Origin of the sequence: Cytobacillus sp. FSL R5-0377 (genome assembly GCF_038004385.1) — a bacterium.
In the GTDB taxonomy this organism is placed as follows: Bacteria; Bacillota; Bacilli; order Bacillales; family Cytobacillaceae; genus Cytobacillus.
Window position 1 is genome coordinate 1,323,577 of the sequence record NZ_JBBORA010000001.1, and the last position, 14,055, is coordinate 1,337,631.

General features: G+C 40.3%; 16 protein-coding genes. 3 read left to right on the forward strand and 13 right to left on the reverse strand.

The genetic code is table 11. The features are described from left to right. Positions 1-14 precede the first annotated feature (14 nt). The 5 genes from NSQ49_RS06600 to NSQ49_RS06620 all read right to left on the reverse strand — a co-directional run bounded on the left by NSQ49_RS06600 (position 15) and on the right by NSQ49_RS06620 (position 3,861). Positions 15-536, reverse strand: a complete 522-nt coding sequence (locus tag NSQ49_RS06600) for a PepSY domain-containing protein (RefSeq protein ID WP_251284922.1) — start codon at positions 534-536, stop codon at positions 15-17. A gap of 93 nt (positions 537-629) precedes the next feature. Beyond that, the gene (locus NSQ49_RS06605) at positions 630-1,319 is read right to left on the reverse strand and encodes a PepSY domain-containing protein (RefSeq protein WP_159865850.1); all 690 of its coding nucleotides are present in this window, start codon (positions 1,317-1,319) and stop codon (positions 630-632) included. A gap of 67 nt (positions 1,320-1,386) precedes the next feature. Beyond that, entirely contained in the window at positions 1,387-2,739 is a 1,353-nt protein-coding gene (locus tag NSQ49_RS06610) for a HAMP domain-containing histidine kinase (protein ID WP_251284924.1), read from the reverse strand. Continuing rightward, entirely contained in the window at positions 2,736-3,431 is a 696-nt protein-coding gene (locus NSQ49_RS06615) for a response regulator transcription factor (protein WP_159865844.1), read from the reverse strand. The genes NSQ49_RS06610 and NSQ49_RS06615 overlap by 4 nt, the downstream gene beginning before the upstream one ends. Before the next feature lie 112 nt (positions 3,432-3,543). Beyond that, a complete protein-coding gene (locus NSQ49_RS06620) occupies positions 3,544-3,861 on the reverse strand; it encodes a DUF3889 domain-containing protein (protein WP_251284925.1) in 318 nt (105 codons plus the stop codon). A 207-nt stretch (positions 3,862-4,068) separates the two neighbouring features. On the opposite strand from NSQ49_RS06620, the gene NSQ49_RS06625 reads away from it, so the two are divergent. Beyond that, complete coding sequence (locus NSQ49_RS06625) at positions 4,069-4,323, forward strand: YhdB family protein (RefSeq protein ID WP_035326734.1); 255 nt, start codon at positions 4,069-4,071, stop codon at positions 4,321-4,323. Positions 4,324-4,378: 55 nt separating this feature from the next. Here NSQ49_RS06625 and NSQ49_RS06630 read toward each other — a convergent pair whose 3' ends face one another. The 7 genes from NSQ49_RS06630 to NSQ49_RS06660 all read right to left on the reverse strand — a co-directional run bounded on the left by NSQ49_RS06630 (position 4,379) and on the right by NSQ49_RS06660 (position 11,375). Then, positions 4,379-4,918: an NADPH-dependent FMN reductase gene (locus tag NSQ49_RS06630; RefSeq protein WP_251284926.1), complete on the reverse strand. Its 540-nt coding sequence runs from the start codon at positions 4,916-4,918 to the stop codon at positions 4,379-4,381. A 140-nt stretch (positions 4,919-5,058) separates the two neighbouring features. Then, a complete protein-coding gene (locus tag NSQ49_RS06635; RefSeq protein WP_251284927.1) occupies positions 5,059-5,706 on the reverse strand; it encodes a response regulator in 648 nt (215 codons plus the stop codon). Then, a complete protein-coding gene (locus NSQ49_RS06640; RefSeq protein WP_159871656.1) occupies positions 5,707-6,837 on the reverse strand; it encodes a histidine kinase in 1,131 nt (376 codons plus the stop codon). Between the two features lie 160 nt (positions 6,838-6,997). Continuing rightward, the gene (locus NSQ49_RS06645; protein ID WP_159871653.1) at positions 6,998-7,720 is read right to left on the reverse strand and encodes an SDR family oxidoreductase; all 723 of its coding nucleotides are present in this window, start codon (positions 7,718-7,720) and stop codon (positions 6,998-7,000) included. Between the two features lie 41 nt (positions 7,721-7,761). Further along, positions 7,762-9,507: a phospho-sugar mutase gene (locus NSQ49_RS06650; protein WP_251284928.1), complete on the reverse strand. Its 1,746-nt coding sequence runs from the start codon at positions 9,505-9,507 to the stop codon at positions 7,762-7,764. Positions 9,508-9,674: 167 nt separating this feature from the next. After that, positions 9,675-11,177 (reverse strand): bifunctional GNAT family N-acetyltransferase/carbon-nitrogen hydrolase family protein, encoded by a 1,503-nt coding sequence (locus tag NSQ49_RS06655; protein WP_159871665.1) that lies wholly within the window; start codon positions 11,175-11,177, stop codon positions 9,675-9,677. Positions 11,178-11,243: 66 nt separating this feature from the next. Beyond that, the gene (locus NSQ49_RS06660; protein WP_268891695.1) at positions 11,244-11,375 is read right to left on the reverse strand and encodes a hypothetical protein; all 132 of its coding nucleotides are present in this window, start codon (positions 11,373-11,375) and stop codon (positions 11,244-11,246) included. A 184-nt stretch (positions 11,376-11,559) separates the two neighbouring features. Between NSQ49_RS06660 and NSQ49_RS06665 the strand changes: the two genes are divergently transcribed. Both NSQ49_RS06665 and NSQ49_RS06670 read left to right on the forward strand, forming a co-directional pair. After that, entirely contained in the window at positions 11,560-12,000 is a 441-nt protein-coding gene (locus NSQ49_RS06665; RefSeq protein WP_251284929.1) for a disulfide oxidoreductase, read from the forward strand. Then, entirely contained in the window at positions 12,000-12,470 is a 471-nt protein-coding gene (locus NSQ49_RS06670) for a thioredoxin family protein (protein ID WP_251284930.1), read from the forward strand. Before NSQ49_RS06665 ends, NSQ49_RS06670 begins: the two co-directional genes overlap by 1 nt. Before the next feature lie 138 nt (positions 12,471-12,608). Here NSQ49_RS06670 and NSQ49_RS06675 read toward each other — a convergent pair whose 3' ends face one another. Next, a complete protein-coding gene (locus NSQ49_RS06675; RefSeq protein WP_159871981.1) occupies positions 12,609-13,967 on the reverse strand; it encodes an IS1182 family transposase in 1,359 nt (452 codons plus the stop codon). Positions 13,968-14,055 lie beyond the last annotated feature (88 nt).

Here is a 14,055-nt window from a genome sequence, read left to right on the forward strand (position 1 = left end):
CTTTCTATTTGGTATTAGTCATCCAGTTCGACTTTTAAAACTTTTCCGGATTCAGCATCTATATCAACATCTGCTTCGCCTTTATTTGTTTTCAGTTCAACTTCATAAAGGATTTGTCCATCGTCTTCATCTAATTCAATTTCCTTCATCGTTCCATTAACTTCTTGTTCAGCTATTTCAACAGCCTTTTGTTCAGAGATTATATTTTCTGCATTTATCTCTTTTTCAGATTGATCATCATCATCTTGCTCTTTTTTAACTGAAATGACTTCACCGTCTAATGCGTTAATTTTAATATCGAAATCTTCTTTTCCGTTGTCCACATCAATTTCATAAACCTGCTTGCCTTTTTCTCTTTCCAGCTCAATGCTCTCTACTTTTCCCTCTGCTTCTGATAAAGCAATCTTCTTCGCCTCTTCAATAGAAATCAAATCCTGTACAGCTTCTTTTCCGTTCGTATCAGCAGCTCCTGCTGCAACAGCTCCACCCAGTAATATAGCTCCTGCCATTGAAATAACTGCAAATTTTTTGTTCATGTTATTTTTCCTCCTTTTCTTTTCTACATTTTCAATATAACCGGTGAAAATGAGAGAAAAAGGATAAGAAAATTAAAATTTGATGAGAAAAGATTAATCATCCCAGGAAACCGATAACACTTCTCCCGTAATAGCATGAATTTCGACAGCAGCCTCCCTGCCATCATCTTTTTCTATCTCTACAAGATAGTAAGACCCTCTTTCTGATTCCTCAAAACTGATATCATCCACTTCCCCAGGTTCACTTTTCAAAGCAATTTGAATAGCTTCCTCCTCGGTTAGATTTTTGACAGGGCTCTTTACTTCCTCGGTATAACGGGATACAACTTCTCCAGTCTGAGCATCAACCGTAATCTTAATCTTGTCTTCATCTTTCTGAACTATTGCCTCAAATGCTGACTTTTCTTTATGAGTCACTTTTTTCATAGATAGTACTTCACCAGGTTCTTCTGCCCGAATAATTTTCTTTATTTTTTCTTCATCAAGCTGCTTCTGTTTGCCAATTGAATCCTGCTCCTTTTTTTCAAACGAAAGAATATCTCCTCCGTTTTCACTCAGCATTATTTCATATAATGCTTCGCCTTTTTTCATTTCAATCATATAATTGCTGTTCACTTTTTTCAGATTCTGTATTTCTCCCTGATATCGGTCTTTTATTAGTTCCCTGGCTTCCCCTTCAGTAATTGATTCAGATGCAGAGACATTTGTAAATTGTATTGCTGCAAATACAAGGATCGCAGCCAGCAGAAGCACAAAACCTGCAATTACAAGTTTTTTCTTCATTTTTACACCTCCCATTTTTCTTATTTCCCCATTATCTAATAATAAAATGAGAAAAAGATGAGAATGGTTATGTCACTTTGATTTTTATTGATGCTGTAGTTCCTGCTCCTTCAGTACTTTCTAGCCTGATTTCAACTCCCAGTGCATCTGCTATTTCTTTGGCAAGGGACAGTCCCAGCCCTGATCCCCCTGTTTTTCTATTTCTGGCCTCATCAACACGGTAAAAACGGTCAAATACTCTTGGCAGATCTTTCACAGGTATACCCATGCCTCGATCTTCAATCCGGATATAAACATTATGTTCCTCTTTTCCAGCTGTAACCTTTATGGCCTCTTCACTGTATTTCCTGGCATTATCCAGAAATATAAACAGAAGCTGCTTCAATTTATTTTCATCAGATTGAATAGATGTATTTTCAGGCAAAGCAGATTCCAAATGGACAGTCCTTTTAAAAGCATCTCCATATGTCCTGACTACTTGGGATAAAAACCTGTTAATATCCATCATTTTCAAGTCAATCATCCAGTGGTTATCGTGTTGTGCAAGCAAAAGAAGCTGTTCTGTCATCTCCTTCATTCTTAACGCCTCTGAGTGAATGGCTTCAATGGATTCATTAAATAAATCAGGTTCTTGCAGCCCTCTTCTCTTAAGCAGGCTTGAATAACTTTCTATAACTGTTAAAGGAGTTTTTAATTCATGGGAAGCATTTGATATAAAAAGTTTTTGCTTTTCATAGTTGGATTCAAGAAGATCTATCATATGGTTGAAGGTTTCTCCCATTTGATGAAGCTCATCCTGGGATTCCCCCTCCATTTCAATCCGCTTGAATTGACCGCTGTTTTTAATCTCTTTCATCGTGGCTGTCATTGTCGCTACAGGCTTTGTAATAAACTTGCTGAGGAACGCACTGGAAATTAAAACCGGAATCATTGCCACGACCGTTACAATTCCAAGCACGAAGCGGAGAGTCTTTAATATTCCTTCCGCACTTTCCATGCTTCTGGTCAGTTGAAAACTTCCTATTTCACCATCCGGCAATATTACAGGTGCAGATGCAAACATATAGACCCTCTTATCTAGTTCCATTGTTTTTATCACTTCTCTGGTGAAATACTCTGCAGGGATTTTACTGAGCTCCTTTTCATCCGGGGATGTGGAAGTTACTGCCTTTTTATCCGGATGAACAAGTCTTACCATTCCATTTGAAGGAACAAAGGCCCTGAGCAGTTCTCTTTCCGGAACCTTTCCGATTGATCTTTGGGCAATCTTTGTCATGTTAGCCATTTCATTTGAAATGGAAGCCTGCTCATTTTCATATATTAACTTGCTGAAAACAGCATACACAGTGAAGTTCATAATAAGCAGCATTACTGCAAAGAGAACAGTTGTATATAAATAAATTTTCTTCCTAAGATTCATCTTGTCTCCTTTAAAACATATCCTACTCCGCGGATGGTGTGAATAAGAGGGGGCATCTCAGGCAAGTCTATTTTCCTGCGCAAATACCTGATATAGACATCAACAACATTTGTGTCTCCCACAAAATCATATCCCCAGACAGCCTCCAATATCTGTTCCCTAGTTAGTACCTGCTTTTTATTTGTCATTAAATACACCAGTAAATCAAATTCTCTGGGCGTCAGTTCAATGAACTGATCTCCCCGGCTGACTTCCCTTGTTTTTTCATTGAGCTTTAAATCTGACATTTCAAGGCATTCAATAGAAGGAGTTTCTTCTGCAGCTGCTGATTTAACCCTTAGGGCCGCCCGAATCCTTGCAAGCAGTTCCTCAATCTGAAAAGGTTTTGTTATGTAGTCATTCGCTCCCAGATCCAAACCTGATACTTTATCTTCCACTGAACTTTTGGCCGTCAGCAGCAAAATAGGAGTCTGTTTATCCTTGGAGCGAATTCTCCGCAGAATTTCAATTCCGCTAAATCCTGGAAGCATGATATCCAGAATAATCAAGTCCCAGCTTCCAGTCCGATATAACTCCATTGCCTGAATACCATCCATTGCCTTAGTTACTTGATAGCCTTCGAATTCAAGTTCAATTTCCAGAAGCCTGGCGATTTTAGCTTCGTCCTCTGCAACAAGAATTGATTCCCTCAAAAAACTCACTCCCCATAATTGTCAGTTTGATTCTTAATTCAAGGTTATCAGAAAGATACGTTTTAATCATTATTTTGAAGATGGAGACAATGAAAAAAGCCCCCGAAGGAGCTTACTGTTCTTTTCTCTCTACTGAAAGACTAACCGCTTTGTTATCCTTAAGGTTATGTGTGACATTAACTAGCACGGTCACAGGCTTCCCATTCTCTTTTACGGTAAAAGTGAAGGTGTCTGTTACATCTGTTTCAGAAATTTTCTTTCTTCCTCCATATTGATAATCCACTACTTCTTCCCCAGGATAGTCTTCTTTTACAACTGCGATAGCGATTCTCCCATATTTTTCATAATCCGGCTGCTGGACAGCTCCTGCCAATGAGCCTCCCCCAGCTAATAAGCAAGTCAGCATTAACATGGATAAAAACTTTTTCATTTTTGCCTCCAAAACATATGTCGTTAATTATATTTTTGACCCAGGCCAGAATTTTATGTATGGAATTGCCTTATAAATGAATGCTGCCAATATATACAGGAAAATGATGAAAACCCTTATAAATCAACAAGTCCAAGATTTACTGTGAAATAAAATGCCGCTTCATCATAAACTATAATCAACTCCTGAAAGAGGAGGAGAGGACAAATGAATAAAGTGGATTATGACCGTGCGTTATATTATACACACAGGTCTGAATGGGATAACCTGCTGATCCTGATGGTCAGAACAGAAGATCAGTTTCTTTCCAAGAAAATTGAACATTTTCTTCATGCCTACAATTTCGAAAAAGATTATTCTGTCATTGAGAAACATTTATACTCACTGCTGCGATATATTGACCACGCCAACGAATTATCGGAAAAACAGCTGCCAAACACTGTATTTTATGAACTAACCTAAAAAAGGAATTCCACCAATAATAAAACACGGATTTTTTAATCCGTGTTTTTGTTTTTTACTGTTTTAAGTCCTGCTTAATTTGATTATATGATTTCATATATACCTGTAGTTCATTCATTAAACCGTCTACCAGTTTGGCCGGTTCCTCAAAAAGGCCATCATTTTCATAATCAAAACAGTGCGGGTCCAAAACAAGCTGTTTAGGTATAACATTGGCATATACGCCCCTGCCGGCAATTCTTAAATTATTCAGCGCATTAATGCCGCCTTTTCCGCCTCCTGCTACAACCAGCAGGCCGACTGGCTTATGGGCAAATTGCTCACTGCCCAGAAAATCCAGCGCATTCTTTAACGCTCCGCTCATGGCACTGTGATACTCAGGGGAAGCAAGGATGACTCCATCAGAGTCTGCAATCTGCTGTCGCAATTTCTTTATGGCTGGCAGCCCATATTGATCTTCAGTTCCATTATATAAAGGAATTTCTCCAAGGCTTAAGTCGATCAGTTCAGCATTATATTTTTCTGCAATATAACGGGAGGCTATACCCGTCCGTCCCTTCGCTCGCGGACTTCCATTAATAATTGTAAGTTTCATTTTTAACTCTCCTTTATGTTCCTATATTCTTTAGTATATAGAAACATGTGCCTTTACACATCGTCAGGATGGCTGAATTTTATTAAACTGGATTTAGTACTATTTCAGTAAATGTTCCCTCAGACTTTTGGATGAGTTTTTTAATCTGACTCAGCAATGCCATGGCGCACTGCATAAAGTGCTGCCTGTGTCCTGTCTGAGAGCTCTAATTTGGAAAGCAGGTTGGAAACATGAGTTTTGACTGTTTTTTCTGTGATAAACAGGGATGAAGCAATTTCTTTATTGCTTTTCCCTTTTGCAATCTCCCTCAGAACCTCGAGCTCTCTCTTTGTAAGCTCTTCAAGCGGCTGTCTTTCTGTACTGTTCTTATTCGTTAAATGTGTGAGAAGGTGAGAAGTGGCTTTTGGATGAAGCTGATTCTCCCCTTTCATCAGCTGGACAATTGCCTGAACAAGGATATCCGGCTCAATATCCTTCAGCTGATATCCTGATGCGCCAGCCTCAATTGCGGGTATTACATGATCCTGATCTGAAAAGCTTGTGAGTATCAAGATTTTCACATCAGGATAATTCAGTTTAATTTGCCGTGTCGCTTCAATTCCATTCATTACAGGCATATCCAAATCCATTAAAATAACATCAGGCTGAATTTTTTGCAGCATCTCAACAGCTTCAAGGCCGTTTTTTACTTCTCCGATAATTTCGATTTCTGGCTGCGTTTTGAGAAAAAATACAAGTCCCCTTCTTACAACGTGATGGTCATCCGCTATTAAAACCTTGATGGCCATTTAATTCCCCCCCTTTTCCAAAGGAATGATAATTTCAATATTTGTTCCTTTGTTTGGCTTTGTTATTAATTTGAATAAACCATTTAGTGCTTCCGTTCTTTTCTTCATGCTTTTGAGGCCGAGAGAAGGGAGATCGTTTTCACGATAATGAAATCCTCTGCCGCAATCGGAAATCACCATTGTAACTGTTTTTTCATTCACTCTCAGCACGACATCTGCTGCTGATTCCCCAGAATGTTTTTTACAATTAGCCAGGGCTTCCTGGCCAATTCTCCAAAGTGTTTCTTCGACTTTTCCCGGAAGGCAGATTACACCGTTTACTTTTGAATTTAGCTTCAGACCAAGCATTTGACTGTATGTCTGCATAGCACAGATAATCCCATTTTCAAGGCCGCGCGGTTTGAGCTGCCAGATAAGCGCTCTCATCTCGCTTAAAGCTTCCTGCGCAAGATCCTGCATGTAGGAAAAGGTTTCTTTCATTTCCGGGTTATCAGTCATTTCCGCTCCTCCTCTCGCCGTTAAGCTTAAAGAGAATAAAAGCTGGTTGACTGAATCATGCAGATCCCTTGCAAGTCTGTTTCTTTCCGCAGCAAGTGCCGTCTCCTGTTCCAGCTGTGTGAGCTTGATTCGTTTTATGGCAGTTCCGATTTGGAAAGCAACTGATTCCAGCAAAGCCAATTCTTCCTGTGAAAAATGAGTTTTAGCAGGAGATCCAATATTAAGAACTCCAAACTTTTCCTCCCCTGCTCTCAGCGGTACGGAGGCATGATGGGTTAGCCCGTTGGTATCTTTTCTGTGTCCGGCAATTGCATCTTCTATTCTTTTACATTCGATTATATTAGAAGCTTTATTCAGTCTGCCGTCATTATAACGGTCAATGCACCAGCAATCTCCCTGGCACATCGGCCTGCAGTTATCCTCCGAAAGGGCAGGGGGCAGTTTCTCCTCCGCTGCCAGGCGGAACTCCCCATGGCTATCGATCAGAAATACCCATCCCGTTTCGAGACCTGTAACGTCCAGCAATTTTTGGAGCACCTCTCTAAGAAGCGAATCTATTTCAGTTCCTTCATTCAACAGTTCTGCTATTTCCTTTAATATTACGATTTCAGATTGTCTTCTTTTCCCCAACACCCGGTTCCTCCTTGGACCTTGTCATATATATACTTTTATTATATAACTTCTTTTCCCATACTTCCTTGGCATTTAGGAGGAAGCAGCCTGCGACTAAAGTTGCAGACAGAAAAGTTCCCTTACAAAAAACACCGAAGAGCAATCCTCTTCGGTGCAAAATTTATGCTATTGGGTAGTCTTGAACAAACGGATGAAGGACGATTTCATCTATCAGCATGTGCTTCGGCGCAGATGCCATGTAAACGACAGCATTGGCGATATCTTCGACCTTCAGCCAATCTTTTTTCTCTTCAAGTCCCTGCTTTGATTCTGCAAAAAACGTATCAACCATTCCGGGATTTATGGTTCCGACACGGATACCATATTCTCTGACTTCCTGAGCTAAAGAACCTGAAAAGCCTTGAACTGCATATTTTGTTGCCGTATAGGCTGATCCATTTGGAATCGTATACCTGGCTACATCTGAAGAGATGGTAATGATTGAACCGGATTTTCGCTCTTTCATGTGCGGCAGCACTGCCCTGCTTCCGAGAAAAACCCCCTGCACATTGACTTCAAAGACCTTCTTCCATTCATCCAGTGTTGTTTCTTCAACCTGCTTGAAAAAGCCCATACCAGCATTGTTCACGAGCAGATCAAGCTGTTTGTAGGTTTTAAGAGTATTTTCAACTGCGGCCTTTACTTGTGCTTCATCTGAAATATCTGCCTGAATAGGCAGTACTTCTGAAAATCCCATACTGATGATGTCTTCTGCAGACTGATGTATTTCTTCTGAGCTTCCAATCAGGGTTAGCTTCATGCCCTTCTGAGCTAGCTTAACAGCGATTTCTTTGCCGATCCCTCTGGATGCACCTGTTACAATTGCTGTTTGTCCCTTTAACATCAAATCTTCCTTTCTGTATATACCTTCTGGGTGCAAGAAATTTATTTTGACACTGAAATACCCATTCTTTCTTCGACGATGTCCATGAACGCTTTTTGGACAGATTCAAGTTTTTCCTTGCTGGCTGCTAATGATAAGTCCTGGACTCCAAAGTAAAATTTAATCTTCGGTTCTGTACCAGACGGCCTCAGGCAAATCCAGTCTCCATCTTCGAAGAAATACTTAATAACATTGGATTTGGGCAGGTCGATATGCTTCTCAGTTCCATCTGCTTCGGTTCTGATTCCTGTTAGATAATCTTCAACAGCCTTTACCTGCATGCCTTTAAGATCCTTTATTGGATTAGCGCGGAAGGATGCCAGTGTCTGCTGGATTTTTTCAGCACCTTCAATTCCTTTTAGAGTCATTGATTTTAATCCTTCAAGGAAATAGCCAAACTCTTCAAATAAGCTTAGCAATGCATCATAAAGAGACATGCCTTTCTTTTTATAATATGCAGCCATTTCTGTTGCAAGCAGCGCTGCCTGGATAGCATCTTTATCCCTTGAAAAATCGCCGATAAGATATCCATAGCTTTCCTCATATCCAAACAGGAAGCTGTATTCGCCCGACTCTTCATATTCTTTGATTTTTTCTGCAATGAATTTAAAGCCCGTTAAAACATCAATGGTTTCGACTCCAAAAGAAGAGGCAATAATGCGGCCAAATTCGGATGTAACAATCGTTTTTAACATGATGCCATTGTCAGGCAGTGTATTCTTTTCATTCTTCTGAGAAAGTATGTAGTGAAGCAGCAGCGCACCTGTCTGATTTCCTGTCAAAAGAACATACTCACCTTCCTGGTTCCTCGCAGCAATGCCAAGGCGATCGGCGTCCGGGTCTGTAGCAATTAACAAGTCAGCATTGGTTTCTCTTCCATATCTCATTGCGAGCTCAAACGCACTCTTTTCCTCTGGATTTGGACTTTTTACTGTTGAAAACTCAGGATCCGGAAGCTCCTGTTCCTTCACCACATGCACATTGGCATAGCTCATTGCTGACAGCGCTTCTCTGACAGGCTTGTTGGCTGTACCGTGAAGCGGTGTAAAAACTACGTTAATATCCGCTTCATTTGCTGCACCCGGATTTTCGGAAATAGTAAGGAGCTGCTTCTGATATGCCTGATCAACTGTTTTGCCGATCATGGTAATAAGCCCCTTTTTCTTTAACTCATCTTCATCCATTACTTCTATCAGCAATTCGTTTTCTAATTCATTTACTTTGCTTATAACAATATCTGCTTCAGCTGGAGTCAGCTGAGCCCCATCCGAGCCATACACCTTATAACCATTGTATTCCGGTGGGTTATGGCTGGCTGTAATGACAATCCCTGCATATGCATGCAGGTAGCGGACTGCGAATGAGAGTTCAGGCGTTGGACGAAGTTCATCAAATATGTATGTCTGAATGCCCCTGCTGGCAAGTGTTTTAGCCGCCTCCATGGCAAATTCCGGGGACATATGGCGTGAATCATATGCAATTGCCACCCCTCGGCTTTTTGCTTCCAGCCCTTTTTCTTCTATGTATGCTGCTAATCCGGCAGATGCCTTACGGACAGTATAGATATTCATTCGGTTTGTTCCAGGGCCAATCTCCCCGCGCATACCGCCTGTTCCGAACTCCAGTCCCTTATAGAATGCTTCTTCAAGGAGCTTTTCATTTCCCTGCAGACCCTTTAGCTGTTCTAATAATTCACTGTCAAGATACTCATGGTTTATCCATCGTTCTGCTGCTGTTTTCCATTCCATTGTATGACCTCCTAAAAAAAGCTTCTGCATATCCTTTTCGAGTTCCAGGCGGATATTCCTCTTAATAATATCCGAGTTATTTTGACAAAATCCGCCCTTAAATTATGTATTTCAACATGAAATGCATTGAGCGCCAAGTGATAAGGCGCTCAAGCTGCATCTATATATTACTTTTTATATTTAATGGTGTAAATATCATGCCTGCGGTCTTTTAGCTGGCGTACCGTTCCATCCTGCCTTTGTCGGCGGAGAACTTCGAGGTCAACATCACCAATCAGAACCATTTCAATATTTGGATTGGTTTCTCCGACAATGCCATCCCTTGCAAACTCAAAATCGGATGGTGCAAATATGGCAGATTGTGCATATTGAATATCCATATTCTCTGTTTGCGGAAGGTTGCCGACCGTCCCCGAAATAACGGTATATATCTGATTTTCAACAGCACGGGCCTGAGCACAATACCGCACCCGTAAATATCCCTGCCGATCTTCGGTACAGAAAGGGGTAAAGATAATTTTCGCACCTTTATCGGTTGCAATTCTCGCCAGTTCAGGAAATTCGATGTCATAGCAGATTTGGATCGCTATTTTTCCGCAGTCTGTATCAAATACCTTCACTTCGTCCCCGCGGCTGATCCCCCACCATTTGCGCTCATTTGGTGTAATATGGAGCTTATACTGCTTTTCAATCGTTCCATCACGGCGGAAAAGATAAGCAATATTATAAATTACATCATCATCCTCCTTAACAAAATGAGATCCGCCAATTATATTGATATTATATCTGACTGCCAAGTCTGTAAATAACTCGATGTATTGTTCAGTGTATTCTGTGAGCTTCCTGACCGCAAGGCTTGGTGAACGCTCCTCCAAAAAGGACATTAGCTGGGTGGTAAACAATTCGGGAAAAACGGCAAAGTCGGACCCTGAGTCAGAAGCAACATCTGTAAAGTATTCCACCTGATGGGCAAATTCATCGAAGGATTTTATCTGCCGCATTAAATACTGAACCACGCATATGCGGACAGGATAACTTGTTTTATAAAACCGTTTGCTCATTGGCCTGTAATCGACATTATTCCATTCCATCAGCGTTGCATATTTATTTGACTGCACATCATCAGGCAAATAGTTGGGATTAATCCTCATCAGCGTAAATCCATTCAGCAGCTGAAAAGATAGCACCGGATCATAAATTTTGTGGAGTGAAACCTCTTTCACATACTCCCGGGGGTTCATTTCTTCCGAGTACTTATGATAATTTGGAATACGCCCGCCAATGATGATGCTTTTTAAATTTAAAGACCTGACAAGCTCCTTTCTTTCCTCATACAGGCGATGACCTATTTTCATTCTGCGGTAGTCAGGGTGAACCATTACTTCTATACCATAAAGGTTATATCCTTCAGGGTTATGATTCGATATGTATCCTTTGTCTGTAACGTCATCCCAGGAATGACGGTCATCATATTCATCAAAGTTGATAATAAGGCTCGAGCATGATCCAATAATTTCCCCGTCATATTCTGCAACAAACTGACCTTCAGGGAAAATGTCCAAATGGCTTTCAAGCTGATCCTTCTTCCAGGGAACCATGCCGGGAAAGCATAGCTCCTGAAGAGCAATGATATGATCTATATCTGTATGCCGGGTATTTCTGATAATCATTTTCTTCTCAAATTTCTTTAAATCAAGCTTTGTCAATGGTGGTGCACTCCTTTTGGAAAATAATAATTATCCCGGGAGCTGATCCGAAAACTCGGCTTCTCCAGTGATATACAGCTCTTTTCCCTTTTTTGCTGCCTTCATAACCCTCTGAATTCTCAATGCAAAATCCCTCTTGTTATCTTGCTTCTTTTCCTTCATATATATTTCTCTATAGGTGAATGATTATCATCTTTTAACTCCTAAATTATCACCCCTTTTTCTTTAGAAATGCCATTTCAATATTACAGATTCCCTATTTCCCGATTTCCTTTGAACATGTAGATTTACAAGGGATGTCCTATAGCTTTATAATTTTAGAGTACATATCAATAAGGAGATTATTATGGAGAAAATAAAATCAGACCTGCGGGAAAGTTTACTGTTTATTGCCTGGGCAGCTTCCATTCTTGCTATGTTCGGCAGCCTTTATTTTTCGGAAATCAGGCAATATGAACCTTGTGAGCTTTGCTGGTATCAGAGGATTATCATGTATCCCTTTGCTGTCATACTGGGCTTGGCTGTAGTAAAGAAGGATTATCGCATCAGCTTATATACAATGCTGTTATCTGCTATTGGAGGAGGCATTTCAATCTACCACTACTCCATTCAGAAGATTTCATTTATGGCTGATCGTGCAGCATCATGCGGAAGAGTTCCCTGTACGGGGCAGTATATTAACTGGCTGGGATTTGTTACAATTCCGTTTTTAGCATTAACAGCTTTTATTATTATTTTTATTTGCAGTTATCTTGTCTGGAAGAAAACGAAGGAGGTAGCAGAATAATGAAAAAAGTCATTATTTTTCTTGCCATTATCATTGCATTATTTGCAGCAGTTGGAATCTTAACTAAAATGCAAAACGAAGAAAAGGTGTCAGAGAACAATCCATATGGGAAGGATTCACTTCATCCTGAAACAGTCAAACAGCTTGAAGACCCCAATTATCAAAACCTGATTCTTCCTGAAGAATTGGATGAAAAATTAGATAATAAAGACGATGTAACTGTTTATTTTTATAGCCCGACATGCCCGCATTGCCAAAAGACAACTCCTGTGGTGGCTCCACTTACAGAAGATATGGGCATTGACATGGTTCAATTTAACCTGCTTGAATTTGACGACGGCTGGGACAAATACGGAATTGTGGAAACTCCAACAATCATTCAATACAAAGACGGCAAAGAGGTTAACAGAATTACCGGTTATCAGGAAAAAGAGATTTTTGAAAAATGGTTTAATGAAAATTCCAAATAACTAAAAACGCCTGCAGCTGCAGGCGTTTCAGTTTGTAGACAAAAGGGGTTCGGAATAGCCTTATTCCGGACCCTTTTTACTTTTTTATTGGACTTGAAAGCATTTTTTCATGACTGTAAACCTCTCCGAGGTCATCTTCTAGGCTATTACTGGGCCTTGCCAAGTCCAGTTGGCCATTTTCTTTAAATTCATGGCAGCGAAAGTAAGCATCGCCTGCATTGACAATTTTTTAAGTCCCCTTAAAGTTGTCCAACGCATGCCATGCTTTTCTTTTGCATCTGCGAAAACACGTTCAATTGTTTCTTTTCGCTTCTCATAGATTTTTTTGACGTTTTGATGGTGGCGAAGGTGGTCTGCCTCTTCCAAATGTTCCTCCCACACATGACGTTGAATGAGCTTTTGGTGCGCTTGACTCTGTGTGCATTGAGACAAGAACGGGCATCCAGCACAAATTCGCGGATCTGATTTATATTGACGATAACCTTCCTTTGTAGTCGTTTTATACTTTAATATCTCACCAGCTGGGCAAATGTAACAGTCAAAATGCTCATCATAAACATACTCATGTTTTCTGAAGAAACCCTCTTTTGTGCGAGGTCGTGTGTAAGGTAAAGCAGGTGTGATGTCGTTTTTCAATAAGTAGCTCGTGATAGCAGGTGTTTTATAGGCTGCGTCGGCCGCAACAGCTTCTGGTTTACTAACTTTCTCAATGACTTGTTCTACCAATGGCTCTAAAATATGACTATCATGCGTGTTACCAGGGGTTACAGTTGTGCCTAGTACAAAGCCGTTGCGATCTGCGGCAGCGTGAAAAGAATAGGCGAACTGTTTTGTACGCTCATCTTTTACATAGTATCCACTCTCTGGGTCAGTTGTACTTTCCTTAGTTTCTTTGAATTCTTCCTTATCAAACTTATCTGGCGGAAAAGGCTTTTTTCCATGATCTTCACGATCTCGATTAATTTCTTCTTGAAGGCGTTGTTGATAGGCACGGGTTTCTTTTCGAACAACTTTCTTTTCAAATTTCCGTTTATTCGCACTCGCTTTTACATGAGTAGAATCTACAAAAACATGTTCTGCACTTATTAAATTCTTTTCAGCTGCAGCTTTTAAAATTCGATAGAATATCTGTTCAAAGAGATCGGTATTTTTAAATCGGCGCTCATAGTTTTTTCCGAAAGTTGAGAAGTGAGGAACTTTATCGTGGAAGCCGTATCCTAAAAACCACCGATAGGCCATATTTGTTTTCAATTCCTCAATTGTTTGACGCATGGAGCGAATACCGAAGGTATATTGAATGAATGTGAGTTTGATTAAGATAACAGGGTCAATACTTGGGCGTCCTACTTCTGAATACATATCTTTCACCAAATCATAGACAAAGGAAAAATCAATCGCCGCTTCAATTTTGCGAACCAAATGGTCCGCTGGGACAAGTTCATCTAATGCAATCATTTCGATTTGATCCCGTTGAATTGGATTATGTTTAGAAAGCATCTTAATCACCTCAAGTATCGTATTACTTCTATTTTAAAACAAAAAACATACTAAGATTAGTAGTGCTGACCAAGGCATTGGTTGGCAC

Coding starts and splice junctions, on each gene's coding strand:
- NSQ49_RS06600 (WP_251284922.1), bottom strand. CDS start 536: ATGAACAAAAAATTTGCAGTTATTTCAATGGCAGGAGCTATATTACTG.
- NSQ49_RS06605 (WP_159865850.1), bottom strand. CDS start 1,319: ATGAAGAAAAAACTTGTAATTGCAGGTTTTGTGCTTCTGCTGGCTGCG.
- NSQ49_RS06610 (WP_251284924.1), bottom strand. CDS start 2,739: ATGAATCTTAGGAAGAAAATTTATTTATATACAACTGTTCTCTTTGCA.
- NSQ49_RS06620 (WP_251284925.1), bottom strand. CDS start 3,861: ATGAAAAAGTTTTTATCCATGTTAATGCTGACTTGCTTATTAGCTGGG.
- NSQ49_RS06625 (WP_035326734.1), top strand. CDS start 4,069: ATGAATAAAGTGGATTATGACCGTGCGTTATATTATACACACAGGTCT.
- NSQ49_RS06630 (WP_251284926.1), bottom strand. CDS start 4,918: ATGAAACTTACAATTATTAATGGAAGTCCGCGAGCGAAGGGACGGACG.
- NSQ49_RS06635 (WP_251284927.1), bottom strand. CDS start 5,706: ATGGCCATCAAGGTTTTAATAGCGGATGACCATCACGTTGTAAGAAGG.
- NSQ49_RS06645 (WP_159871653.1), bottom strand. CDS start 7,720: ATGTTAAAGGGACAAACAGCAATTGTAACAGGTGCATCCAGAGGGATC.
- NSQ49_RS06650 (WP_251284928.1), bottom strand. CDS start 9,507: ATGGAATGGAAAACAGCAGCAGAACGATGGATAAACCATGAGTATCTT.
- NSQ49_RS06655 (WP_159871665.1), bottom strand. CDS start 11,177: ATGATTATCAGAAATACCCGGCATACAGATATAGATCATATCATTGCT.
- NSQ49_RS06660 (WP_268891695.1), bottom strand. CDS start 11,375: ATGAAGGAAAAGAAGCAAGATAACAAGAGGGATTTTGCATTGAGAATT.
- NSQ49_RS06665 (WP_251284929.1), top strand. CDS start 11,560: ATGGAGAAAATAAAATCAGACCTGCGGGAAAGTTTACTGTTTATTGCC.
- NSQ49_RS06670 (WP_251284930.1), top strand. CDS start 12,000: ATGAAAAAAGTCATTATTTTTCTTGCCATTATCATTGCATTATTTGCA.
- NSQ49_RS06675 (WP_159871981.1), bottom strand. CDS start 13,967: ATGCTTTCTAAACATAATCCAATTCAACGGGATCAAATCGAAATGATT.